Genomic DNA, 23,115 nt, shown 5'->3' on the forward strand with positions numbered 1-23,115 from the left:
TCCTTACAAAAAGGTCAGTTCGTTCAGTTGGTCTAGCATCCAGCCCGTCAGGCTGTAGCGGGGGCGGGTGGCAGCCAGCACTTCGTGTGGGATCAGGTTGCTGCGGAAGCAGGCCAGGCGACCGGCAACGGGCAGCACGTCCACTGTTTCTTCCGCGCCATCCGGCTGGGGCAAGTATAAACGCAGGTTGCCGCCGTGTTCGGGCAGCCAGTCTTCGTTCAGGTAGCAGATAAACGACAGCTGGCGATGGTCGTTGGTCTGGAACTGATCCAGGTGGCGCTGGTAAACGGTGCCCACGGGGTACATCGTAAAGTGGAATTCATAATCTTTCAGGCCCAAAAAGCAGGTGCGGTTAATATAGCGCATCACCTCGTTCATGCGTTCCAGAAAAACTTTGGTGGGCGGCAGGGCTTCCTGTGGCTCGATCCAGCGGATGTAATCCCCGCGCACCTGCTTGTCTACTGTAAACTGGTCGGCGGTGCCGATGCCCGCTTTTTTAAAGGTACCCTGCTCCCGGTGGTGCGTCAGCACGTGCAGCAGCTCGCGCACTTCGCTGGGCGTGAGAAAATTATCGACAATGGCGTAGCCTTTGTCCGAAAGCCTGTCAGCAATCTGCTCAAACTTCAGCACTATTTTTTCGTCCGGTTCCTCTTCCATCTTATGCAATACCTTAGCAATTGAATACTTGCCTTCCGGTTGATGTGCTGCCGGCCAATAGCTGTCAAATGTAAGCACTATACGTGTTGCTTGTACTTTTAGGCGGACAGATAATTTTGAGCCCAGCCCGGCACTGCTTCTGCTTGAAAGCCAGCGAATAAAGGATAGGCAAAGTCCGGGCTATGGCGTCACATCAAAAAAAGATGTAATTTAGATGACTCAGGGATACATCAAACTCTAAAAACAGGCGTTGCCATGATAAAAAAGACTACTATGTTGTTGCTGGCCGGCGGCTTTACGGCTGTGTCGGCTTGCAAATCAACCAAAACAGACACAACTGCCACCACCATGACAGACCAAACCACTACGGCCGCGGCTGCTACGCCGGCTGCCGTAGCTTTAGATTACCCCAAAACAAAGAAATCGGACCAGACGGATGATTACTTCGGCACCAACGTAGCTGACCCATACCGCTGGCAGGAAACCCATGACGAAGCGCTGGATGCCTGGATTGCGCAGGAAAACCAGGTAACGCAAAGCTACTTTGCCAGCATCCCGTTCCGCGATAACATCAAAAGCCGCCTTACCCAGATCTGGAATTACCCGAAGTATGGCGCACCATTTAAAGAGGGCGGCAAGTACTACTTCTTTAAGAACGACGGCCTGCAGAACCAGAGCGTGCTGTATGTGCAGCCAAGCCTGGAAGCCGAGCCCAAGGTATTCCTGGACCCCAACAAGTTTTCTAATGATGGCACGGTAGCCTTGTCGTCGCTGGAGTTTTCGAAGGATGGCAAGTATGTGGCTTACGGTACGTCCAGCGGCGGCTCCGACTGGAACACTTATTATGTGCTGGATGCGACAACCGGTAAAAAGCTGGCTGATGAAGTGGAATGGGTAAAATTCTCTGGCCCGAGCTGGTACAAGGACGGTTTCTTTTACAGCCGCTACGATGCGCCTACCGAAGGCAACAAGCTGGCCAATAAGAACGAGTACCACAAAGTATACTACCACAAAGTAGGCACGCCGCAGACGCAGGACAACCTGGTGTATGAAGACAAGGCACATGCCCTGCGCAACTTTTACGGGCAGACCACCGAAGACGAGCGCTTCCTGGTGCTGAACGTGTCGGAAGGAGCCAGCGGTGCCAACGCCTTATACTACAAAGACCTGACAAACTCCAAGGCAAGTATAAAGCCCATTGTGGAGGATTTTGAGTCGGAGTATAACGTGGTAGACAACATGGGCGACAAGCTGCTGGTGCGCACCAACAAGAATGCGCCACGCTACCGCCTGGTGCTCATCGACCCGAAAAAGCCGCAGGAAAAGAACTGGCAGGTGCTCATCCCCGAGTCGGCTGACGTGATGACGGGCGTATCGCTGGTGGGTGGCCGCATCATCGCTACCTACATGAAAGATGCGTCCAGCCTGGTAACGGTGTTCGATACTAAAGGCAAGCAACTAAACAAAGTGGAACTGCCCGGCATTGGAACGGTAGGGGGCTTTAGCGGCAAAAAAGAAGACCAGGAAACCTTCTTTACCTTTACCTCTTTCACTTATCCGCCTACCATTTACCGCTACGACGTACCCAAAAACAAGGTCACGCTGTTCCGCAAATCGGAGGTAGACATCAACACCGATGCGTTCGAAACAAAACAGGTGTTTTATACTTCTAAGGATGGCACCAAAGTGCCCATGTTTATCGTGCACAAAAAAGGCCTGGTGCTGAACGGCAACAACCCGACCATGCTCTATGCTTACGGTGGCTTTAACATCTCGATGACGCCGAGCTTCAGCGTGTCGAACATGCTGTGGCTGGAGAACGGCGGCGTTTATGCGCTGCCTAACCTGCGCGGCGGTGGCGAGTATGGTGAAGAATGGCACAAAGCCGGCGTAACGCCCAACAAGCAAAACGTGTTCGACGATTTTATTGCCGCTGCCGAGTACCTGATCGACCAGAAGTATACGTCGTCGGAGAAACTGGCCGTGAGCGGCGGCTCCAATGGCGGTTTGCTGGTGGGCGCCTTTATGACACAGCGCCCCGAGTTGGCCAAAGTAGCCTTGCCTGCTGTGGGTGTCATGGACATGCTGCGCTTCCATAAGTTTACCATTGGCTGGGCGTGGGTACCCGAGTATGGCTCTTCGGAAGCCAGCGAGGCGCAGTTCAAGAACCTGTATGCCTTCTCGCCGCTGCACAACATCAAGGAAGGCGTAAAATATCCGGCCACATTGGTAAAAACAGCCGACCACGACGACCGCGTAGTGCCGGCGCACTCTTTTAAGTTTATCTCCACGCTGCAGGAAAAAGGCGCACCGGGCAATCCGTACCTCATCCGCATTGATGTGCGGGCGGGCCATGGCGCCGGCAAGCCCACCTCGCTGCTCATTCAGGAAGCCGCCGATACCTGGGCATTCGTGTACCAGAACATGGGCTTGAATCCGTACGAGAACCAGTAAGCAGATCTTAGATCGCTGCTTCTACTTAAGCCGCACCGCCTACCCCAGGTGGTGCGGCTTTTTTGTGATGTTCTGATGTGTGAAGTATATGACCACTTCTAAGTATAATTATTTCACTATATTTAACTACGCATTAGCCACAACTTAACGAAGAAATAATTTTATGGAAGCAGACCTTTACAACAACAACATGCCGCAAAGCCTGACGATCGATCTTGCGTCAGAAGATTTCTTGCGGCACACGGCCAAATGGGGGCGGTTTTTGGGAATCATGGGTTTTATCGGGGTGGGCCTGCTGGTGCTATTTGGGCTTTTTGCCGGCTCGCTGATGGGCAATGCTTTGTCTAGTAAGGGAAACAACGGAATGGCGGGCTTTTTTGGAGGAGGCGTTTTCACGGTGTTTTACCTGGTTTTTGCGGGGCTATACTTTATCCCGGTGCTTTATCTGTATCAATTTTCCGTGAAGATGCAGGAGGGCCTGCGCTCCCGCAACCAGCACCAGGTAACAGCCTCATTCCGGAACCTGAAATCACTCTTTAAGTTCATGGGCGTTCTGACCGCTATTTTCCTTGTTCTATACGCCCTGGCCATGGTGTTTTCGCTCATCGGCATTGGCGCAGCAGCCATGTTCAGCTAAGTATAAAGCCTCTATCCCGGATAAAGGGAAGCATAAGGCAGAATTATTTATACTTCTCATCCTGTCCATCCTTTCATCCCGTAAATCCTGATTCAGACACAAGTGGCAGGTGCCCGCAATCTTTCCTATCTTAGCAGTTCACAAACACACGCGCTATGGCAAAAGCAACAGGAGGTGAAAGCCGGTTTGTAGTCCGCTCCAACGAGATAGATTACCGTGGGCAAGCCACCATGCCGGCACTGGTCAGCTACATGCAGGAGGCCGCCTGGGAAAACACCGCCACCCTGGGCATTTCGATGTATGAGCTGCTGGAGCGGGGCCTGACGTGGGTGCTGCAGCGCATGCGCGTGGAGATGTTCCGCTACCCCCGGCACGCTGAACCTATAATAGTAGAGACCTGGGCCTCGGGCCGCGAAAAGGTATTTTTGCACCGCGATTTCCGTATTTATACTTCGGAGGGAGAGCTGCTGGGGCAGGCCACCAGCGTGTGGCTGGTGATGGACGTGGTAAAGCGCCAGCTGGTAGCTGTTCCGGACTTTATCATGGCGCAGGAAATAGCCCCCGGCCAGGAGCCGCTGCCTTTTGCCAAAGGCAAACTGCCGCAACTGCAGGAAACACAGTATGAGCAGCAAACGCCCGTGCGCTGGCACGACATCGACCTGAACCGCCACGTTACCAACACCCGTTACCTGCAGTGGGCCCTCGACACGCTGCCCGTAGCGGTGCTGGAGCAGCAGTTAAGCCAGGTGGATATTATCTTCCGGGCCGAAAGCCTGCTGGGCGATACCGTTACCGCTGTGGCAGGCGCCGGCGAAGCGCCCGGCGTATACCTGCACAAGCTCATCAGCCAGGAAACAGGAAAAGAACTGGTCCAGGCCAGAACAGAGTGGAAGAAGTTAGAAAGTTAGAAAGTTAAAGAGTTAGAAAGTTAGAAGTCGGTTCTGGCTTAAGTATAGGCTAGCGCCAGCAAAAGTCTAATGTAACTCTTCTTTATGAGGATCAGGAGCCCTCTTTAAAAAGATGAGTCAGGTGCGCTATCCATTCACTATTTAACAAGCAGCAATAAGCAATTAACAATTTTTAAGGATGCAGATCAGAAAAGGAACATACGAGGACCTGCCGCAGGTGCATGCGCTGATAAAAGAACTGGCAGAGTTTGAACGGGCACCGCAGGAGGTAACCAATACACTGGAAGACATGCAGCGCGATGGCTTTGGTGAAAATCCAATCTTTCAATTTTTTGTGGCTGAGGCAGAAGAAGGCATTGTGGGCATTGCCTTATACTTTACCGCTTACTCTACCTGGAAAGGGAAAACGCTTTGGCTCGAAGACCTGGTGGTAACAGAGCGCCTGCGCCGTTCGGGCATCGGCCGCAAGCTTTTTAATGCGGTAGCGCAGGAGGCAAAAGAAACCGGTGCAAAACGCTTCCGCTGGCAGGTGCTGGACTGGAACGAGCCGGCCATTACCTTCTACAACAAAGTAGGCGCCGAGCTGGACAGCCAGTGGATCACCTGCACCATGACCGAAGAACAGGTGCAGCAGTATAGCGCTTAAGTTTAGCCCTGTAAACAGGAAATCCGCTGGCAAAGCTTCCTTTGGGAAGTTTGTCAGCGGATTTCCTGTTTTAAGAAAGTAACTTTATTCAGTCTTTCGCTCTACATCCACGCCCACTACTTCCAGCAGCGAGCTGAACACTACATACTTGCCTTCGTAGCGCTGCATGTGTCGTTCCTGGATGTCCGGGGCGTGCTCCCGCTGGTACTCTTCCAGGTCCTGCAGGCTGCGGCACGTATACTGCACGGCATAGGTGGTGCCCCCGTTGTCTACTTCATCTATCAGGCGGCATATCTGGTTGCGCAGAAAAAAACCGGTTTGCATTACGTTTGGTATGTGCACGTCTTTCATCCACTGCAGCCACTCTTCAGCTACGGTGTTGTCAATATTTACCGTTTCGTTGTATAAGATCATACCCGAAAATACGAAATTAACCTGCAGCCAGGCACCAGTCGGGCATTAATTTATTTTTCCGGGCGCAAAAGCAGGCAGCAACTAGCATGTGTTACCTTATAGTATAGGTGCCATTTTGATAGGAAAGCAAGTATACGTTGGTCCTGCTGCCGGTGCTGCGGGTAAGTACCGGTGGCTACAAGGGTTCGGTATAATCCAGGTCTTTGGCATACGTTTCCTCCAGTGTCAGGATGGAGACAGCCGCAACAACAAGGCTTAACGCCCCCAGCAGGGCAGCCGTAGGCACCAGGCCGAAGCTGTCTTTCAGCCCCTGAAACGCCAGGGTGAGCGGCACCACGGCACCCCGGACAAAGTTAGGAACAGTGGTAGTAACGGTGGCCCTGATGTTGGTGCCGAACTGCTCGGCAGCAATAGTTACAAACACCGCCCAATAGCCGCTGGCAAAGCCCAGGCCCACGCATAATGTATAAAACAGGTCCAGTGAAAAGCCGTTGCCCAGCAGGTAAACAGCAATAAATACGGTAAGCAGCGCCAGCGATACCAGCACAATAGAACGGCGGCTCCGGAAACGCTGGCTCAGGTAACCGCTTGCAAAATCGCCGAACACCAGGCCCAGGTAACTGAAAGCGATGGCTTTGGCTGCCGATACCGGCTCAGTCATACCCAAGGCCACGCCGAACTCGGGCGAGAATGTGATCAAAATGCCGATCACATACCAGATCGGCACCCCGATGAGTATGCACTTGAGGTATTTCCAGAACCGGCTCAGGTTGGTGAACAGACTGAGGAAGTTTCCACGTGTAACATGTTGCGTGCTCTTTAGGGTCTTGAACATGCCGGACTCGTACACGCCAATGCGCAGGAAAAGCAATAGGCCGCCCAACCCGCCACCGATAAAGTAGGCGGTGCGCCAGCCGAAATATTCGCCTACAAAGCCTGCCAGTATAGCCCCGGAGATACCGATGGTTGCCACCATCATGGTACCATAGCCGCGCTTTTCTTTGGGCAGCACCTCGCTTACCAGTGTTATGCCCGCACCCAGCTCGCCGGCAAGGCCTACCCCAGCCACAAACCGCAGAAAAGCATACATGGGCAGATCGGTTACAAAGCCATTCATGATATTGGCCACCGAGTATAGGAAGATAGAGCCGAACAGCACCGACAGCCGACCGCGCTTGTCGCCGAGAATGCCCCAGGCTATACCACCCAGCAGCATGCCAAGCATCTGCATGTTCAGCAGCAGTACCCCTTTTTCGAGCAGTGCCGCCTGGTCCGTAATGCCCAGCGCTTTTAAACTGGGAATGCGCACAATGCTGAACAACACCAGGTCATAAATATCGACAAAGTAGCCCAGCGCCGCCACGATCACGGCCGTATTAAAAAGAGAAGTTGCCCGGGAGCTAGATGTGAGTTCAGCCATATATAGTATGATTAGTATACTAAATATACTAGAAGCATGGCGATATCTCAACTCTGTTTTTTACCTGCTGGCAGAATCGGTTTTTTTATACTAGTTTGACAGCAGAATTTTACCAAATGCGCAACTATGGAAGACTTAGGAAGGAAACTGCAACTGAAACAAAACAGCAGCATTTTGCTGCTGAATGCGCCGACGGGAGCAGGCCAGGCGCTTGCCGGCAGCGGCTATACTGTAACCGATGCCATTGAAGTGCCCTCGGTAGGGACGTATGATGCCGTGCAGCTCTTTGCCCGTAGCCGGCAGGAACTGGAAGCACTCGCGCCGCAGGCCATTGCCTTGCTAAAGCCCGGGGCCTTGCTGTGGATCGCGTATCCTAAAAAAACATCAGGCATCATCTCAGACCTGACGCGCGATGAAGGCTGGAAAATTCTGGATGAGCTGGGCTATGGCGCCGTGCGGCAAGTAGCGCTGGATGATACCTGGTCGTCGCTTAGGTTTAAGCACGAGTCGGAGCGCAAAGAACCCTCGCAGTTTGGCGTGGACCCGCCCGGCATCGACCGGGCTACCAAAACCGTAGTGCCGCCCGCCGATATGCAGCAGGCGCTGGAAGCTGCCGGCGTAGCCGCCGTTTTCTGGCAACTGGCTTTTACGCACCGCAAAGAGTACGTGGTGGCGGTGCTGGATGCCAAGCGCCCCGAAACAAGAGCCAAACGCATAGCCAAAACAGTGGAAGAGCTAAAAGCCCGGGCTGCAAAAGAAGTATAAACATACAAATAATAACAGGCCGCTTTCGGAGCGATGCCTGCCTTTGCGCACCTATCGTATAAGTATAAAGAGCCCGGAGCATTGCTGGCTCCGGGCTCTTTATACTTATATCAAATCCGTTTTATTCTGAAATTTTTGCCGTGATCCGGCTATACTCTAAACCAGGCCCATCGCATGCCTGCCAGCTGCTGATCAGCTTGTTGTCAGGTCTGAAAGCCAGTTCTTCGGTTGGTTCCTGCGTGCAACTCCCGATCAGACTATTGTCTGACTCATAAGTTAACTTCAGGTACTTGCTATCGGCCAAGGTTACGATGGTATAGGTGCCGGATGCCTCGGTTACCTGGCCATTTCTCTCTCTGGATTTTTTGAAGGTGCCATCTGCCCTTAACAGGTAAAATTCCTGCCAGGCCATGTTCGCGCCTGTGGTCTCAGAGTTCGGAATTTGCCCTGCCATTTTTACCAGCTGCCACTTTTGCGGGTACTGCGCAAAATCAAAGCCGTCCTCCTTTTTGCAGGAAAACAGTATGCAAAGCAAAAGCGCGCCCAAGAGTAGCTGTTTCATATCCGGAAGTATAAGTTTATTTCTATGATTCGGTTTGATACCAAAAGGTTGCATGGGCTAGGAGCCATCGGGTCTTTTAGCATTATAGTATCAACGAAGTACGGAATCCCTGTTGTTGCAATCCTCCTGCTGGCGGTTTGTTGTCTTCGTGTTGTTATTTTCTGATTGTTGAATAGATCGTGGCAATAACGCCTGAAGCAAACTGCGTTGAACTTTCAAGTTTTAGATCGATCTGCGTTGGGGTAGATGCAAACAACGAAATGCCTTTGCCAATAGCAACGGGGTGAATGACCAGGCGGTATTCGTCGATGAGGCCGTGCTGAACAAGGGCTTGCGCAAAATTCGCACCGCCGTGGGCCAAAATAAATTTACCGTCTTGTTGCTTAAGTTCTGTAATGTCGGCCACAAGGTCGCTTGCAACCCAGGGATCTAACCATGTTCCTGTGCCTTTAGAAAGTGCAGTTCGGAATGGTCCTCTTTCCGCATCCAAACGCGAACTGTCATTTAGCGCTTGCCTGGCCATACTATCTTTGGTGTGCTCTGCCAAACCTTTCTTAGAAAAAACAATCTTTGGTATCTCGTTCATGGGGGCTGCAAGCAGGTCTGATGAGGTTGGCCAATAGGCTGCCATGGCGTGAAATGTCCGGCTACCCATCATGTGAACTCCTGCTTCCCAAAGCGTTTTTTCAAGCCAGGCTTGTGCTGCTTTGTCCTTTGCGCGCAGCAGCCAGTCTGTTTCTCCGTTCGGTCCGCAGACAAACCCGTCAGCGGTAACAGATATCTTTAAAACCAATTTCCTCATGTGGAGCCTTTAATCCAGATTATATATTCTCATCTATTGGTAGTGTCCTGTAATGCCCGCTAGCGGTTAGTACAGGTTGTGCACAAATCCGTAGCCGGGGGTAGAGCCTGTGCCGGGTTAGTAGCTTTTGTTTATTACGGTTTGCGATCTGTTGGGTAATTATGCTGAAGATATTTTGCAGTATAGCTTCTTCCGCTGGCAACCAGCGCGTTCTTCTGCTCTTTGGACAGGCGCTTGATCTTGGGACTAATCCCCACTGAAGAAACAGAAATCGTTCTCGCCCAGTCATCCTGCGTGAGTTCCTGCCTGTTCAGGTTCTCGATGATCATGATGTAAAGCGCTGAAAAAAAGCCATTCAGATTCTCCACCTTCAGCGGGACAAGCTTCTGAGAGGAAGCATCATTCTGTATCTGCTCCTGTGAATCAATCCGGATGCCCAATGTCTGCATGTTTGCCAGCCTGATCTGCTTACCGGATGGATCTGTGACAACACTGTCAAACATGGTAATCGGGAAATTCCCAATTATACCGCCGTCCACCATGATATCCAACTCCTGCCCGACTTCAGGTCTGGTATACGTCTTACCGGCAGCATCTACAAAAACAGCTCTAAAATACAGTGGAATAGACATTGAGATGCGCACAGCATCCTTTACTTTCATTTGGGGATATGTTTCTTTTGAGAGGACAACTAACTGCTGCTTGTTTAAGCATGTGGCCGTGATGTACAGATCCTTATACCCTTTGGCACTCAGCTGCGCAAGCGTAATGTCAGCATCTCCCGTTTTCTGCGCGATAAGCTCTGAGAGCCATGCCCTGAATTTTTCGCCCCTGTACCACCCGTACGCTTTATTCATGCGTACCAGCCCTCCCACAAACAGGAACCGGCCATCATTAAACTTGTTGAACTTAGTAGACGAAATGATGTCGGCAATTTCAGTGGAACTATAGCCAAGAGAGAGCATCATGGCCGTGATGGCGCCTGCCGACGTGCCTCCCACGTTCTCCACATCCTGCAGTAACTGCTGCCGCTCCAGCTCTTCGATTACGCCTGCATAAGCAATGCCCCGGATACCAGCTCCTTCAAAGACAAGGTTTTTTACCGGCCTGGTTTGTGCGCTGCTTTGAAGCACGGAAACCAGCAAGATACTAGCGATTAGGTATGTTTTCATCCGGCGTAGGTGCTGCATGTATCCTGAACGAAGTAGAAACCTGCTTAAGAATAGTGTTTAAGTTTTGCTAACGTTTAGTATAAAAAACGTTTGAGGCCGACGGCCGATGCATGATTATTATACAGTGTTAGCGGTTGTTATTTTTTCTTTTTGGATTTAAGTTAACTGACTTAACAGATTTATTTGCAAACCTTGATGCAGGGCCTAATCTTCGCGAATTTTTAAAATAAATTTCATCAAGCAAGTCCACTAATTTTTCTTTTAGGTTTTTATCAATTATTTGTAGCTCGTCGTCCTCATTTATTGATTCACGAATTTTTTTCCTAAGTTTTCTTCTGTCTCTTTTCTCAAGATATTCTTCACGCTTATTTAGCATTTCAAATATTTGTACACCAGACTGAGTTGCAGTATTGATAACTTTAGGTAGCAATTTGAGGGAAATCCAAATAATAGCAATGTTATTTACATCAAACTCATTTAAAAGCCTTTCAATGAAAATAAGAACTGAACCGAATCTAATTTCAGAAATCTGGATTTGAGCTTCAGGTATTTGAGCGTAGCGACTATAACCTAATTCGCTTGTCATGCCATCAATCCTGTAGATTATATCTAAGTAACTGCTAAATTCTCTGACATTTAAGTTCTCTGAATCAATTGAAATCTCTAATTCGATAGCATTATAGTCGAGATTTGTGTTCTCAAAAAACAGATTCGTTAGAGCTGTTGCTAATTTTCGAGGAGATGAGGAAAACCTTTCAATATTTGCCATATTTTATTAATTACCGCTAACCACTGGATAGCAGGAGCTGTACTCCTGCTATCCTCCCAAATCAGGCGGTTAAGCGTAACAGGGTTACCGAATATACTATATAGAAAACAAAGTATAAACAAAAAGGGAGGCGCTATACCTATAGCCCCTCCCTTTTTGTTTATATTAAAAATGCTGGTTACTGAATTACTACCGGAAAGTCTACCTGCACGTCGGTTTCGCCTTTGGTAATGTCGCTGGTTGCGCCTTTGAGGTTGGGTTGGTGCTTGAGCGTAACCCGCAGGGTACCGGAGCTGGTGGTCGTGGTAGTAAACGTGGTCTGCAGGCCGATCGGGCGGTTGTTTTTATCCAGGTCGGTTTTCTGCACCGTTAGCTTCAGGCCGCTGCTGGGCTCATAGAAGAACTCATGCTCGTCGCTTTCGTTGCTCACCTCGGCTGTCTGGTCCACAGCAGGCGTTTTGCTCTCATCCAGCAACACAATGGCGCCGGTATAGGTGGTATTCGGGGCCAGGTTCAGCGCATCTACAGTAGGCGCCGCGCCGCCAACGCCGTCCGGATCACGGAAGGTGGCGGTAACGTTCTGTCCCTTTCCGTTTGGAACCAGGTTCAGCTGCACGGTTGTGATCAGTTCCTGCTCTTCTACAATGGGCTTCGGATCGTCGCTGCCGCCGCAAGACGAAGCAGCAAAGGTTAAACTACCCATCAAAAGGAAAGCAAAGGATGGTCTGAACAGTTTTTTCATGGTTGGATAAGTATAAATGGTGATGTTAAACTACTAAAGATAATCGGATGCGCCATGCGCGCCTCAACTTTTTGAAAATGCAAGCGGTACTCTTACGCGGAACAACAGCATCCGGCCCAAGTCATCGGCATAGTAGCGGAAGCGGTTCAAGTAATCCCGGTACGAGGTGTTGAGCAGGTTGTTGCCCGTAATGCCTATTTCGAGCGGCTGCTTGCCCAGGTGCAGCGTAGTGCCCGCCTCGGCGTGCAGCAGGAAGTATGCGTCCGGCGGCAGGGCATAATCCTGGTCGGCTTTGGTGGGGTAGCGGGTTTGCTCGGCCACATACTGCCCTCCTATTGCAAGGTAGGAGTTGCTGGTGCGCTTGCTGTTATGGCCAAAGGTATAGCGCAGGCTGTTGTCGTAGCGGTCTGCCGGAATGCCCACCAGCCACTCGCCGGTGCTGGTGTTGCGCGCCCGCACAATGGCTGTTTTAGAATCCAGCGTCAGCTGCTCCAGCAGTTTGTATTGCAGGCTCAGGTCAAAGCCCCGGAAGGTAGCCCCCACCTGCTTATACTTAAATGTAGGGAAAGCCCCGTTCACCGACAATGTAATGGTTTGCGTGGGTGCCTGGTAAATGTAATTGTCGATGTAATTGTTGTACACGCTTAGCTGGCCGCTCAGGCGCGGGCTGGCAAAATATTCGGCCGACGCTTCAAAATTGTAGGCTTTTTCGGTTACCAGGTTCGGGTCACCGATCTCATAGGTGCCGGAGGCATGGTGCACCCCATCGCTGAAGAGCTCATTTACGCCGGGGGCGCGCCAGGCCGAAGCCGCGCTCAGGCCCAGTGTCAGGTGGTAGCCGATATCGTACATGGCGCCCACGCTGCCAGATACGTTATTGTAATCATAGGTATGCGTCACCACATCCTGGTTTTCCACCAGCTCCTTTACCTGCACATGCTTGTAGTCGTAGCGCAGGCCGCCTTCCAGTTGCAGCCGGTCTTTGCGCCATTTCTCCAGTACAAACACCCCGGGGTTAAAGCTGGTGAAGAACGGGATAAAGTCGCTATACTTCCAGGTGTTATCCTGGTAAATGGTGTTCACTCCCACGGAGCCGGTTAGGTTGGCAATCGGTTTGTGCTCCCAGAGCGCCTCAGTGGTGTGGGTGCTGATAGCCAGGTGCATGGCAGGGTGGCCCGATTCGGCGTTATGCACGTCATACTCGTCGCGCAGGTCATTTTGCCAGCCATAGGTAAAGGACAGCTTCCCGGCAGTGCCCGTGTTGAGGTAGGCTTTCGCTTTCAGCAGGTCGTGGCGGATGTCCTGATACGGGCGGTTAATGGCGTAGGTAAACTGCACGGTGTCGGCGCCAAAGGGCCTGCCGCGTTCAATGGCGTTGTTGATATCGGTGATGTTGCCAATGTGCGAGGCTGACAAAATGCCCAGCCGGGTGTTAAACTGGCTGTAAAAAAGCTCGGCCCCGTAGTTTTTCTGCTGATAGCCCAGTGCCGCCGAAAAGTTGCGTTCGTTAAAGCCGGTGTTCTGCAGGTAATAATCCGGAGCGCTGGCATTGCCAGCTTTCTTGAGCGTGCCCTGCAGGCGCCAGCGCAGAAGCGGCAGTCCGGGCGTGCTGCCCTCCACCGTGCCGGATACGGCGCCCTGGCGGTTGTTGGTGGTGCCAAGCAGGTTCAGCTCGCCGGCAAGCGCGGCAGCAGAATCAGGCAGCGCGCGGGGCTCCACGATCACCACGCCGCCCAGCGCATCGGCGCCATAGCGCACGCCGGCAGCACCTTTGATCACCTTCATTTCCGTGGCTACAAACGGGTCGATTTCGGGAGCGTGCTCGGATCCCCATTGCTGGCCTTCCTGGCGCACGCCATTATTGAGCAGCAGCACGCGGTTGCTGTGCATGCCATGAATCACGGGCTTGGCAATGGTAGGCCCTGTTTGCAGGCTCGACACGCCGGCCAACCCCTGCAGCGAGGCAGCCAGCGACAGGCCGCGTGTTTCTGCCAGTTGCCGCCCCGAAAGGGTCTCGGCAGACTGGGCCTGCTCTTTGAGGCGTGCGCCGGTAACCTCTACAGCCCGCAGCAGGTGCTGGTCGGAGTGCAGTTGCAGGTCGCGGGTTGCAGAGGAGGTTACTTTATAGGTATTCTCCTCCTTTTCGTAGCCCACATACGTTACCTGCAGCGTGTAGGTGCCCTGGCACAAATTATGAAAATGATAATTACCATACTCGTCTGCCCCTGTAGCCAGGTTTAGTTGCGGAATGTAAACAGTGGCGCCCACCAGCGGAGCGCGGGTGTCGTGGTCCATTACTTTTCCGGAGAGCGTGAGGCCGCAGTTCTGGTCTGCCGCCACGCCCGAAGCTCCGTCTGGTAATGCCTGCGCCAGCAACGGCTGTGCGCCCCAGCCCAGCACAAGTATAGGGAAGAGCGCCAGCGGCTTTAGTGAAAGTTTAAACATCAGTAAAGAATATAAGGGGCCACAGGCAAACGCGTGTGCGCCCCGGTAAGGATAGCAGCTACGGTAGGCCGTAAGGCTATTGTCATAAAACCATTTCTTGATCTAATGCGCTTTCCTTGCTCTAACAGAGAAGGTATAGCGCGAAAGGTTGCTTACGCTAATGGCGGGCCACGGAGCGCAGGGGTAGCAGGCGTGGTTTTGTGCGGGCTGCAAGTATAAGGGAAAGTATAAACCACAGCAGGCGCCAGTACAGGCAGTGCTGCCCAGGCCGTTATACTTCCCTGGAAGGAGGCGCCAAAAAGATCTTCGACAGGGCAGTGCGAGTGTTTGCTGGCGATCTGGGCTTTGTGATGATCCGTGTTGGCGGTATCGATGGTATGCGTGTGCGGGTGCAGCTCGAGTAAAAGCGCATCAGGCACCATCACTCTGACAAAGAGCAGGAGCAGGAAGAGGGCGATATAGTTTAAAAAGCGCTGCACGTACAGGTTGTCAGTCAGGCATAAAGATAGTATATATTCTACAATGTTGTGTTTCCCTGTCGGTTTGTGTCATATCCTTGCTGCCTGGGCCTGCTAACGCGGCGGAGCGGCATACCAGGATGGCCGTCCGTACGCCCGCGCTCTGACAAGCTGTCACAAATTTTGTGCTGAACTTGCTCTGGAACAGGATTTGAAAGCAGCAAACCTGAAAATAAAGTATAAAGGCCGGCCGTGGCCGGCTCAAAGACTTCATACGGTAAAAACATCATTTCTAAAAAATATAAAGTATAAACATGGAAGAAAGAGGTAGTATCTCCATTCACACCGAGAATATTTTTCCGATCATCAAGAAATTTTTATACTCTGACCACGAGATTTTTCTTCGTGAGCTGGTGAGTAATGCCGTGGATGCCACGCAGAAGATCAAGCGCCTGGCCGCCATCGGCGAGTTTAAAGGCGAGCTGGGAGACCTGACGGTGAAAGTAGCTGTGGACAAAGAGGCCCGCACCATCACTATTGCCGACCACGGTATTGGTATGACGGCCGAAGAGATCAAGAAGTACATCAACCAGATCGCTTTTTCGGGTGCGTCCGAGTTTGTGGAGCGCTACAAAGATTCCGGCGATAAGAGCCAGATCATTGGCCAGTTCGGTCTGGGTTTCTACTCGGCCTTTATGGTGGCCGAGCGCGTGGAGATCATCACCAAATCGTATAAGGAAGATACGCAGGCAGCCCACTGGACCTGCGATGGCAGCACCGAATTTGCCATTATCGATGCCCACAAAGAAGACCGCGGTACTAACGTGGTACTCAACGTAGCTCAGGACTCAGACGAGTTCCTGGAGCCGGCGCGTATCAAAAACATCCTGGATAAATATTGCAAGTTCCTGCCGGTGCCGGTAGAGTTCGAGGGTGAGGTGATCAACAACCCCAACCCAATCTGGACCAAGCAGCCAAGTGAGCTGACCGACGAGGATTACAAGAACTTCTACAAAGAGCTGTACCCGTTCTCGGAAGCGCCGCTGTTCTGGATCCACCTCAACGTGGACTATCCGTTTAACCTGACGGGTATTTTATACTTCCCTAAGATCAAGAACGACTTTGAGCTGCAGCGTAATAAGATCCAGCTTTACTCGCGCCAGGTGTTTATTACCGACGAGGTAAAAGACGTAGTGCCCGAGTTCCTGATGCTGCTGCATGGCGTGATCGACTCGCCGGACATTCCGCTCAACGTGAGCCGCTCGTTCCTGCAGGCCGACTCCAGCGTGAAGAAGATCAACACCTACATCACCAAAAAGGTAGCCGACAAGCTCAACGAGCTCTTTAAGAAAGACCGCGCTGCCTTTGAAGCTAGCTGGAACGACATCAACGTGTTTGTGAAGTATGGCATGCTCTCAGACGAGAAGTTCTATGAAAAAGCGAAAGACTTTGTGCTGCTGCAGAACACCGAAGGCAAATATTATACTTTAGAAGAGTATAAAACGCTGGTAGAGCCCACCCAGAAGGACAAGAACGACCAACTGGTGCTGCTCTATGCCACCGACACCGACAAGCAGCACGCTTTTGTGGAGGCGGCCCAAAGCCGGGGCTACGATGTGCTGAAACTCGACACGCTCATCGACAGCCACTTTATTGCCATGCTGGAGCAGAAACTGGAAAAAACCACGCTCAAGCGCGTAGACTCCGAAACCACCGATAAGCTCATTGAGCAGGACGTGACGAAAGAAAGCGTGCTCAACGACACGGAAAAAGAAACACTCAAGACGACGTACGAGCAGGCCATTAGCAACCAGCACATGCATGTGGAAGTAGCACCGCTCTCGCCGGATGATGCGCCGGTGGTAATCACGCTGCCCGAGTTTATGCGCCGCATGAAGGACATGAGCAAGAGCGGCGGTGGCGGTATGATGTTTATGGGTGACATGCCCGACACGTATAACGTGACCATCAATGCTAACCACCCGCTGAACCAGCGCGTGCTCCACGCCGCTGCCGACGACAAGACGCGCATTGCCCGCCAGGCCTTTGATCTGGCGCTGCTGTCACAGAACATGCTCTCGGGCGCGGCTTTAACAGCTTTCGTGAAGCGTAGCTTCGAGCTGATGACACAAGAATAATCCCTGACAAGTATACCTACAGTAAAAGGCAGCGCCCCCTGGTGCTGCCTTTTGTTTTTGCCGCCCGCTATGAAACTTAGCACCGGCAAGTATAGTTATAGGCCAAACAAACAGGGCCATAGCAGGCATATATGATTTCTTTGCATCTTTACGTTCTGATAAGGGCTACATTGTTCAATGGCTAAATGGTTTAATGGTTAATTGTTGCTATCTTATACTTTCATCTATACTAGCCATTTAACAATCTAACTATTTAACAATAGACTTATTTAGTCATTCAAAATTCAGTTATTCAAAATTAAGATGAGGTATACTTTTCGGTTTGCAGTAATGGTGGCGGGTATAGGGCTGGCGGCGTTGGGAGGCTGCGGGAAGCCCCAGTGGAACAGCGACTATAACCTAAACCAGGCCCGTTTAAAGGCCGGCGGCAAGAACCCTCAGGCCCTGGCTGCGGCTGATTCTGCTAAGCCCACCATCGAGTTGCCGAAAGAGGAGGAAGAAAAGACCGAAAAGCGCAAGAAGAAGCGCAACAAACGCTACTTTATGGGCCAGAAGGTAAAGCGCGGGTTTGTGAAATCCGGTAGCCGCGGCGGCGACCGCGAAGTGCTCGAAACCTTCAGTTACCTGCCCGAGTACCTGGCGCCCAATCCCTACGCCCCGGATAAGTATGTGTATGACAGTAAAAAGCGCAAGCTTTACCGCACCCGCAACGAAGTGGCCGACGACGGACGCTATTACCTGCTGCACGGCCCTTATATTAAAAAGATTGGCGGCCAGGTAGTGGAAGAAGGCTACTTTTATGCCGGCACCAAGCACCTGCGCTGGGAAAAATACCGCAAAGGCGAAGACAAGATCCTGGTAGATAAGGAACACTACGACAAAGGCTTTCCGCGCGATGCCATGGTTACCTACTACGAAGGGGCCGACAAAAAACTGAAAGAAGTGATCCCCTATGAGTATGGCGAGGTGCAGGGCACTTACTACCGCTTTTATGAGAACGGGCAGGTAGAGTGGTCGGGGCAGTACGACAAAGGCCGCAAAATTGGCCCCTGGATCAAGTTTTACGATTTCCGAAACCGCCGCCACTACGAATACCAGTACCCCAAAACCGCCTACGATGCGCCGGCCGAGCCCGTGCTCATAAAAGAGTACGATCGCCACGGTACGCTGATCTACGAGAAAGATAAGTTTGACAAACGTTCGCAGGCGCAGCGCTAATGAAACGCGTCTTGGATGTGGTAAATAACAGGCGGCGCGCTTAAAGTGACAGAAATAATATCGAAGCGAACCTCATATGGCCAGTTTTCCGCCTCGATGTAGGCGGCGGCTGCGGCTAACAGGAGCGCCTCTTTCCGGGAGCCAACAGCTTCCTCAGGGTAGCCGAAGGTATCCGTAGCCCGCGTTTTCACCTCCACAAATACCAGCACCGCCTCTTTTTGGGCGATAATATCCACCTCTGCCCGTTTGTAGCGGTAATTGCGGTGCAGGATCGTATAGCCGGCCTGCTGCAGGTGTGCGGCCGCCATTCGTTCGCCCTGCTGGCCGGTTCGGATATGGGTGTTTGTTTGCGAAGCCATCTAAAACGTGTAAATTGCATCAGGCAAGGGCCATGCTTTTGCCGGCAGATACCAGTGCTATGAAACAACTTGTTGAAGGCTTTATACAGCAACTGCAGGATGCTACGCAGCTTGCCGCGCACACGCCTGTTGCATTCTCCGGTCTGCAACGGTATAACAACGTGGTGCTGGCCGGGATGGGCAGCTCGGGCCTGGCCGCAGACCTCATCCGCTCTTACGTAGCCGACAAGCTAACGGTGCCGGTGCTGGTGCATAAAAGCTACGATGCGCCTGCCTTTATCGGTCCGGATACCCTTTTTATCGCCATTTCTTTTTCCGGTAACACCGAAGAAACACTCACCGCTATGCGGGCAGCCTTAAAAAAGGAGGCGGCGCTTGCCTGCGTTACCTCCGGGGGCGAAATGCGGCGCATGGCACAGGAAAACGAACTTCCGCACCTCTTCCTTCCGGGCAAGCCGGAGGTGGCGCGCGCCAGCCTAGGCTATACCCTGGTGGCTATCCTCTACCTGCTGCACTATGCCGGCCTGCTGGACGATACCTTTAAAACAGAATTGGCGCAGAGCGTGACGTTGCTTGAAGAGCAGCAGGGAAGTATAAAAGTGCAGGCAAGTGTGCTGGCCAGTGCTTTTCATAGCAAGCTGCCGGTGCTTTATGTGAGCCATACGGTTGCGCCGGTGGCCAGGCGCTTTCAGCAGCAGCTAAATACCAATGCCAAGCAGCTAGCCCACATTGGTATTGTGCCGGAAATAAACCACAATGAACTGGAGGCCAGGCAATTTCCTGATCAGTTGTTCAGCCAGCTGGCCATGCTCCAGGTTTTTACGGCCTACGATCATCCGCGCGTGCGCCGGAGCATGCACCTGAGCAAGCCCCTTTTAAAAGAGAAAGCAGGCGAGGTGATGACCCTGGAAGCAGTTGGGGCCACTATGCTGGAGCAAACTTTTTACCTCATCCATCTGTTTGACTGGGTATCGGTATATCTGGCCAAGCTGAACCAGGTGGATCCGACGACCATACCAACTATTCATCACCTGAAAGAGAAACTCTCGAGGGATTAAGCTTTGAACGTGTCTAAAAATACCACTATACGCTTTGAGCACCTGGGGCTCATGGATTACCAGCAGGCCTGGGACTACCAGGAAAAAGTGTTTAACAGCATTCTGGCGCTGAAGGTGCAAAACCGCCAGGCGTCGCCCGAAGACCAGCAGGCCACACCCAATTACCTGCTGTTCTGCTCGCACCCGCATGTGTATACGCTGGGCAAGAGCGGGCACGAGAAAAACCTGCTCTTAAACGAAGAAGGGCTGAAACAAAAAGGAGCGACCTATTATAAAATAAACCGGGGCGGCGATATTACCTACCACGGGCCGGGTCAGATCGTGGGCTACCCTATTCTGGACCTGGAGAACTTCTTTACCGATATCCACCAGTACCTGCGCTACCTGGAAGAGGCCGTGATACGGACGCTGGCTGAGTATGATATTGTAGCGGGCCGCATCCCAGGTCTTACGGGTGTATGGCTTGACCACGAGGAGCAGCGCAACCCGCGTAAGATATGCGCCATGGGCGTGAAGTGCAGCCGCTGGGTTACTATGCACGGCTTTGCCTTCAATATTAATACTGACCTGGATTATTTTAATAACATCGTGCCCTGCGGCATTACCGACAAACAGGTAACCTCGCTGGCAAAAGAGCTGGGGCATGAGGTGCCGCTGGCCGAAGTAGAAGAAAAACTCAAACACCACCTGGCAGCTTTATTTGGTGCCACTATTATCCCGGCTTTGCATGAAGAAAGACATTAATTTTAACACGGTAGAAGGCGTTTCAGTCGCCATCGCCACTTCGCCGGAGATCCTTGGGGCACCCTCCTGGAATGTATACCTGATCAACAACAATCCTTTTCCGCTCACCAACGTGCTGATCACCTCCAAAGGATATGGCACTGTGGACGGAGAAGAAGTGAAGACCTCGGTGCTGCGGCACATGTTTGAGCAGGTAGAGGCGCGCAGCTTTGTGCAGATAGAGCCCATCGATCCGGGCATTTTCCATATCAACAACGAGTATTGGGTGAGCTACTACGTGGATAACCAGGTCTATGACAAGAAGTATATCTTTGTGCCCGACTCCATTACAGAAGAGCATCTGATCGATATCAGTATGCTGCAGATGCAGGGTGTGTTGCATTCTTAACAGCTAACCGGTTTGGCAAATAGCAAAATATAAAGTAGCGCCAACACAGATTTATACTTTAGGAGTAAAGAAAAAATACCGTCATTTGCTCCTGTATTATTGCACTTATGGATCAGAGTATCTTTTCCCTTGTCTTTTCCTTTAGTTGGGCATTCCTGGTAGCTATTTTTGCTGTTCCATCCATTATTCGGGTGGCGCATCTTAAAAATATCCTGGACCAGCCTAACAGCCGTACGGTGCACGAGTCGCTTACCCCGCGCCTAGGGGGCGTAGCTATGTTTGCCGGCTTTATGTCGGCGCTCACCATCTTTGCCGAGCTAAACAATGGTGTGCAGCAACTGCTGGCGGGTTGTATTATCCTGTTCTTTATCGGCCTGAAAGACGATCTGATCAATATCTCGGCACTGAAGAAGTTTGCCGTACAGCTGCTAGCCACTGGCATTGTCATGTTTATGGGCGATATCCGCATTACCAGCTTTCAGGGTATTTTCGGCATCGGAGAGCTGACCGTGGGTATGAGCTTTGGCTTTACGTTTCTGGTGATCATCGGCATTACGAATGCCATTAACCTGATCGATGGGCTGGATGGACTGGCCGGCACCATTGTGCTGATCATTGCCGGCACCTTCGGGGTTTATTTTTATCTCTATGGCGGGCCTAGTTATAGTAATTATTCGGCAGTAGCGTTCTGCCTGATCGGAGGGATGCTGGGCTTTCTGCGGTATAATTTTCACAAGGCCACCGTGTTTATGGGCGATACCGGCTCGCTGCTGTGCGGGTTTATACTTTCTATACTAGCTATCCAGTTCATCGAAATGCGCACGGTGCCGGCTTCCCCATCGGTGGCGCTGGGCATTCTGTTTGTGCCCCTCTTCGATACCACCCGCGTTTTCTTTATCCGCATCATGAAAGGCCGCTCGCCTTTTATCCCGGACCGCAACCACATACACCACCGCCTGCTGGGCATGGGCCTGAACCAGATTGCCACAGTAATTACGCTGGCTGTGCTGAATGTGGCGGTGATCCTGTTTGTTGTCAGCTTTACGCCCTTAGGCAACCAGGGGCTGTTGCTGGGGCTGTTTCTGTTTTCGGTAGGGTTAAGTATTTTTCTTGGTTTTTATAAATTACGAAGTGCGGAGCAGGTTTCAGAAGCATAAGGCAGTACGCTACATCGGGTTGCTATGGTGTATACTTGGTTTTGCCTGGCCTTTACGGGCACAGGTGCTGCCCCTGGAGCAGAAGAATACCATTACGGCCGACTGGCTGGTGCATGAGCCGGGATCGTCGCAACTGGTGCCGTATGCAGCAGGCGTGCACGCGGGCTACCATGCCCTGCACCAGTGGCTGTATGTTAGCCCAGCCCAGCCATTTGTGATCGGCTTCAGGGCGCCAAAGGACCTGTGCCTTTTCCTTAACAATCAGCTTATCTTCAAGGCCGACTCCACCTCCCGCTACACCCTCAACTTGACTGATTATACTAGTCGGTTAAAGCCCGTGAACGGGAAATACCTGCTTACCGTCTGGCATCCGGAACACCAGCCTGCCGTAGGCTCTTTCCGCAACCAGGTACGGCAGCAGGACAGCACCGCCCGTTTGCATCAGCCGCCGCTCAATATCCGGATGCGGGAGTATGTGAATCAGAATGCCTTTATTATTTTTATGCTGCTGATCGGGCTGATCTATGGCTGGCTTAAAACTAGCTATCCGGCCGATTTTAAAAGTATCTTCAGCACCGATACTTTTGGGCGGAGCGGCGCCAAAGAGTCGGCTTTTTTATCAAAGCCGGTTGCTTCGTGGTCCAGTGTGCTGTTTGTGCTGGCTTTTTCGCTTACCATGGCGCTGCTCATTGCAGCCATTCATACCAATGTGCAGCACGTGCGGCTTGTAAACAGGCTATTTCCGGTGTCAGAGGCTGATATTACCACTAAAATTCTTTTCTATACGTTCCTGGTCTTTTTGTTTGTCCTGATAAAGTACCTTTTTTTAAAGGTGATCAGCTTTATTTTCGGGCTGGAGCAGGTGGTACAGGTGCAATACCGGGAGTTTATCAGGGCTATACTTTTTCTGGGTATGTTTCTACCTTTGGTCATGATGCTCTACCTGGCCCTGAACGAAGCCATGCCCGAGGCCATTCTGCTGGTGTCGAACACGGCGGTTTCGTTGCTGCTGATAGTCACCACCCTTCGGGTGTTTACTTCAGTAAATAAGAAGTTGCCTGTACTAAATTTGCATTTATTTTCATACCTTTGCGCCACAGAAGTAATTCCGCTGGCGATTATGCTTAAGCTGATAGTTTTCAACTTTTAAAAACACAATTTAGCGGTAACAGCGGACCATGGAAGAGGATAATTTAATAACC

At 51.7% G+C, this 23,115-nt stretch carries 23 protein-coding genes; 12 read left to right on the forward strand and 11 right to left on the reverse strand.

The window, feature by feature from the left end; genetic code table 11:
• Positions 1-3 precede the first annotated feature (3 nt).
• Positions 4-657 carry a 2OG-Fe(II) oxygenase gene (locus LWL52_RS16620; protein ID WP_242921994.1) on the reverse strand — a complete coding sequence of 218 codons (654 nt, stop codon included), beginning with the start codon at positions 655-657 and terminating at the stop codon, positions 4-6.
• Positions 658-912: 255 nt separating this feature from the next.
• Here LWL52_RS16620 and LWL52_RS16625 point away from each other — a divergent pair, with 255 nt between their 5' ends.
• From LWL52_RS16625 to LWL52_RS16640, 4 genes are all read left to right on the forward strand, one after another.
• Positions 913-3,111 carry a prolyl oligopeptidase family serine peptidase gene (locus LWL52_RS16625; protein WP_242921996.1) on the forward strand — a complete coding sequence of 733 codons (2,199 nt, stop codon included), beginning with the start codon at positions 913-915 and terminating at the stop codon, positions 3,109-3,111.
• Positions 3,112-3,274: 163 nt separating this feature from the next.
• Positions 3,275-3,748 carry a DUF5362 family protein gene (locus LWL52_RS16630; RefSeq protein ID WP_242921998.1) on the forward strand — a complete coding sequence of 158 codons (474 nt, stop codon included), beginning with the start codon at positions 3,275-3,277 and terminating at the stop codon, positions 3,746-3,748.
• A gap of 155 nt (positions 3,749-3,903) precedes the next feature.
• Positions 3,904-4,656, forward strand: coding sequence for an acyl-[acyl-carrier-protein] thioesterase (locus LWL52_RS16635; protein WP_242922000.1), 753 nt, complete (start codon positions 3,904-3,906; stop codon positions 4,654-4,656).
• 178 nt (positions 4,657-4,834) lie between these two features.
• Positions 4,835-5,302, forward strand: a complete 468-nt coding sequence (locus LWL52_RS16640) for a GNAT family N-acetyltransferase (RefSeq protein WP_242922003.1) — start codon at positions 4,835-4,837, stop codon at positions 5,300-5,302.
• Positions 5,303-5,386: 84 nt separating this feature from the next.
• Here the strand turns inward: LWL52_RS16640 and LWL52_RS16645 are convergent, their stop codons facing one another.
• Both LWL52_RS16645 and LWL52_RS16650 read right to left on the reverse strand, forming a co-directional pair.
• Positions 5,387-5,716, reverse strand: a complete 330-nt coding sequence (locus LWL52_RS16645; protein ID WP_242922005.1) for a DUF4286 family protein — start codon at positions 5,714-5,716, stop codon at positions 5,387-5,389.
• 175 nt (positions 5,717-5,891) lie between these two features.
• A complete protein-coding gene (locus LWL52_RS16650) occupies positions 5,892-7,136 on the reverse strand; it encodes an MFS transporter (RefSeq protein WP_242922007.1) in 1,245 nt (414 codons plus the stop codon).
• A 126-nt stretch (positions 7,137-7,262) separates the two neighbouring features.
• Here LWL52_RS16650 and LWL52_RS16655 point away from each other — a divergent pair, with 126 nt between their 5' ends.
• Positions 7,263-7,901 (forward strand): YdeI/OmpD-associated family protein, encoded by a 639-nt coding sequence (locus tag LWL52_RS16655; RefSeq protein ID WP_242922008.1) that lies wholly within the window; start codon positions 7,263-7,265, stop codon positions 7,899-7,901.
• A 121-nt stretch (positions 7,902-8,022) separates the two neighbouring features.
• Here the strand turns inward: LWL52_RS16655 and LWL52_RS16660 are convergent, their stop codons facing one another.
• The 7 genes from LWL52_RS16660 to LWL52_RS16690 form a co-directional block, all read right to left on the reverse strand.
• On the reverse strand, positions 8,023-8,463 hold the full coding sequence (locus LWL52_RS16660; RefSeq protein ID WP_242922010.1) for a hypothetical protein: 441 nt from the start codon (positions 8,461-8,463) through the stop codon (positions 8,023-8,025).
• Between the two features lie 154 nt (positions 8,464-8,617).
• On the reverse strand, positions 8,618-9,265 hold the full coding sequence (locus LWL52_RS16665; protein WP_242922012.1) for a dihydrofolate reductase family protein: 648 nt from the start codon (positions 9,263-9,265) through the stop codon (positions 8,618-8,620).
• A gap of 134 nt (positions 9,266-9,399) precedes the next feature.
• Entirely contained in the window at positions 9,400-10,437 is a 1,038-nt protein-coding gene (locus LWL52_RS16670) for a patatin-like phospholipase family protein (RefSeq protein ID WP_242922014.1), read from the reverse strand.
• A 127-nt stretch (positions 10,438-10,564) separates the two neighbouring features.
• Complete coding sequence (locus LWL52_RS16675) at positions 10,565-11,206, reverse strand: hypothetical protein (protein WP_242922016.1); 642 nt, start codon at positions 11,204-11,206, stop codon at positions 10,565-10,567.
• A 178-nt stretch (positions 11,207-11,384) separates the two neighbouring features.
• Positions 11,385-11,948, reverse strand: a complete 564-nt coding sequence (locus LWL52_RS16680) for a hypothetical protein (RefSeq protein ID WP_242922018.1) — start codon at positions 11,946-11,948, stop codon at positions 11,385-11,387.
• A gap of 63 nt (positions 11,949-12,011) precedes the next feature.
• Positions 12,012-14,393, reverse strand: coding sequence for a TonB-dependent receptor (locus LWL52_RS16685; RefSeq protein WP_242922020.1), 2,382 nt, complete (start codon positions 14,391-14,393; stop codon positions 12,012-12,014).
• 152 nt (positions 14,394-14,545) lie between these two features.
• Positions 14,546-14,872 carry a hypothetical protein gene (locus LWL52_RS16690; RefSeq protein ID WP_242922022.1) on the reverse strand — a complete coding sequence of 109 codons (327 nt, stop codon included), beginning with the start codon at positions 14,870-14,872 and terminating at the stop codon, positions 14,546-14,548.
• Positions 14,873-15,165: 293 nt separating this feature from the next.
• On the opposite strand from LWL52_RS16690, the gene htpG reads away from it, so the two are divergent.
• Both htpG and LWL52_RS16700 read left to right on the forward strand, forming a co-directional pair.
• Positions 15,166-16,989, forward strand: coding sequence for a molecular chaperone HtpG (htpG, locus tag LWL52_RS16695; protein ID WP_242922024.1), 1,824 nt, complete (start codon positions 15,166-15,168; stop codon positions 16,987-16,989).
• Between the two features lie 303 nt (positions 16,990-17,292).
• A complete protein-coding gene (locus tag LWL52_RS16700) occupies positions 17,293-18,207 on the forward strand; it encodes a toxin-antitoxin system YwqK family antitoxin (RefSeq protein WP_242922026.1) in 915 nt (304 codons plus the stop codon).
• On the opposite strand, the gene LWL52_RS16705 is transcribed toward LWL52_RS16700, so the two are convergent.
• The gene (locus tag LWL52_RS16705; RefSeq protein ID WP_242922028.1) at positions 18,204-18,566 is read right to left on the reverse strand and encodes a YraN family protein; all 363 of its coding nucleotides are present in this window, start codon (positions 18,564-18,566) and stop codon (positions 18,204-18,206) included. The genes LWL52_RS16700 and LWL52_RS16705 overlap by 4 nt on opposite strands.
• Positions 18,567-18,625: 59 nt before the next feature.
• Here LWL52_RS16705 and LWL52_RS16710 point away from each other — a divergent pair, with 59 nt between their 5' ends.
• The 5 genes from LWL52_RS16710 to LWL52_RS16730 all read left to right on the forward strand — a co-directional run bounded on the left by LWL52_RS16710 (position 18,626) and on the right by LWL52_RS16730 (position 23,063).
• A complete protein-coding gene (locus LWL52_RS16710) occupies positions 18,626-19,624 on the forward strand; it encodes a bifunctional phosphoglucose/phosphomannose isomerase (RefSeq protein WP_242922029.1) in 999 nt (332 codons plus the stop codon).
• Between the two features lie 3 nt (positions 19,625-19,627).
• Complete coding sequence (gene lipB / locus LWL52_RS16715) at positions 19,628-20,368, forward strand: lipoyl(octanoyl) transferase LipB (protein ID WP_255749794.1); 741 nt, start codon at positions 19,628-19,630, stop codon at positions 20,366-20,368.
• Positions 20,352-20,756: a hypothetical protein gene (locus LWL52_RS16720; protein ID WP_242922032.1), complete on the forward strand. Its 405-nt coding sequence runs from the start codon at positions 20,352-20,354 to the stop codon at positions 20,754-20,756. Before lipB ends, LWL52_RS16720 begins: the two co-directional genes overlap by 17 nt.
• Before the next feature lie 107 nt (positions 20,757-20,863).
• Positions 20,864-21,913, forward strand: a complete 1,050-nt coding sequence (locus tag LWL52_RS16725) for an MraY family glycosyltransferase (protein WP_242922034.1) — start codon at positions 20,864-20,866, stop codon at positions 21,911-21,913.
• Positions 21,888-23,063 carry a DUF4271 domain-containing protein gene (locus LWL52_RS16730; protein WP_242922037.1) on the forward strand — a complete coding sequence of 392 codons (1,176 nt, stop codon included), beginning with the start codon at positions 21,888-21,890 and terminating at the stop codon, positions 23,061-23,063. The genes LWL52_RS16725 and LWL52_RS16730 overlap by 26 nt, the downstream gene beginning before the upstream one ends.
• Positions 23,064-23,115: the final 52 nt, after the last annotated feature.

The organism is Pontibacter liquoris, from assembly GCF_022758235.1.
Lineage (GTDB): Bacteria > Bacteroidota > Bacteroidia > Cytophagales > Hymenobacteraceae > Pontibacter > Pontibacter liquoris.

Excerpts from the sequence above, each read along its gene's own strand:
- LWL52_RS16675 (WP_242922016.1), bottom strand. The coding sequence starts at position 11,206 with ATGGCAAATATTGAAAGGTTTTCCTCATCTCCTCGAAAATTAGCAACA.
- LWL52_RS16680 (WP_242922018.1), bottom strand. The coding sequence starts at position 11,948 with ATGAAAAAACTGTTCAGACCATCCTTTGCTTTCCTTTTGATGGGTAGT.
- LWL52_RS16710 (WP_242922029.1), top strand. The coding sequence starts at position 18,626 with ATGAAACAACTTGTTGAAGGCTTTATACAGCAACTGCAGGATGCTACG.
- LWL52_RS16650 (WP_242922007.1), bottom strand. The coding sequence starts at position 7,136 with ATGGCTGAACTCACATCTAGCTCCCGGGCAACTTCTCTTTTTAATACG.
- LWL52_RS16720 (WP_242922032.1), top strand. The coding sequence starts at position 20,352 with ATGAAGAAAGACATTAATTTTAACACGGTAGAAGGCGTTTCAGTCGCC.
- LWL52_RS16705 (WP_242922028.1), bottom strand. The coding sequence starts at position 18,566 with ATGGCTTCGCAAACAAACACCCATATCCGAACCGGCCAGCAGGGCGAA.
- LWL52_RS16665 (WP_242922012.1), bottom strand. The coding sequence starts at position 9,265 with ATGAGGAAATTGGTTTTAAAGATATCTGTTACCGCTGACGGGTTTGTC.
- LWL52_RS16685 (WP_242922020.1), bottom strand. The coding sequence starts at position 14,393 with ATGTTTAAACTTTCACTAAAGCCGCTGGCGCTCTTCCCTATACTTGTG.
- htpG (WP_242922024.1), top strand. The coding sequence starts at position 15,166 with ATGGAAGAAAGAGGTAGTATCTCCATTCACACCGAGAATATTTTTCCG.
- LWL52_RS16645 (WP_242922005.1), bottom strand. The coding sequence starts at position 5,716 with ATGATCTTATACAACGAAACGGTAAATATTGACAACACCGTAGCTGAA.
- LWL52_RS16670 (WP_242922014.1), bottom strand. The coding sequence starts at position 10,437 with ATGAAAACATACCTAATCGCTAGTATCTTGCTGGTTTCCGTGCTTCAA.
- LWL52_RS16660 (WP_242922010.1), bottom strand. The coding sequence starts at position 8,463 with ATGAAACAGCTACTCTTGGGCGCGCTTTTGCTTTGCATACTGTTTTCC.
- LWL52_RS16725 (WP_242922034.1), top strand. The coding sequence starts at position 20,864 with ATGGATCAGAGTATCTTTTCCCTTGTCTTTTCCTTTAGTTGGGCATTC.
- LWL52_RS16620 (WP_242921994.1), bottom strand. The coding sequence starts at position 657 with ATGGAAGAGGAACCGGACGAAAAAATAGTGCTGAAGTTTGAGCAGATT.
- LWL52_RS16630 (WP_242921998.1), top strand. The coding sequence starts at position 3,275 with ATGGAAGCAGACCTTTACAACAACAACATGCCGCAAAGCCTGACGATC.
- LWL52_RS16625 (WP_242921996.1), top strand. The coding sequence starts at position 913 with ATGATAAAAAAGACTACTATGTTGTTGCTGGCCGGCGGCTTTACGGCT.
- LWL52_RS16655 (WP_242922008.1), top strand. The coding sequence starts at position 7,263 with ATGGAAGACTTAGGAAGGAAACTGCAACTGAAACAAAACAGCAGCATT.
- LWL52_RS16635 (WP_242922000.1), top strand. The coding sequence starts at position 3,904 with ATGGCAAAAGCAACAGGAGGTGAAAGCCGGTTTGTAGTCCGCTCCAAC.
- LWL52_RS16700 (WP_242922026.1), top strand. The coding sequence starts at position 17,293 with ATGAGGTATACTTTTCGGTTTGCAGTAATGGTGGCGGGTATAGGGCTG.
- LWL52_RS16640 (WP_242922003.1), top strand. The coding sequence starts at position 4,835 with ATGCAGATCAGAAAAGGAACATACGAGGACCTGCCGCAGGTGCATGCG.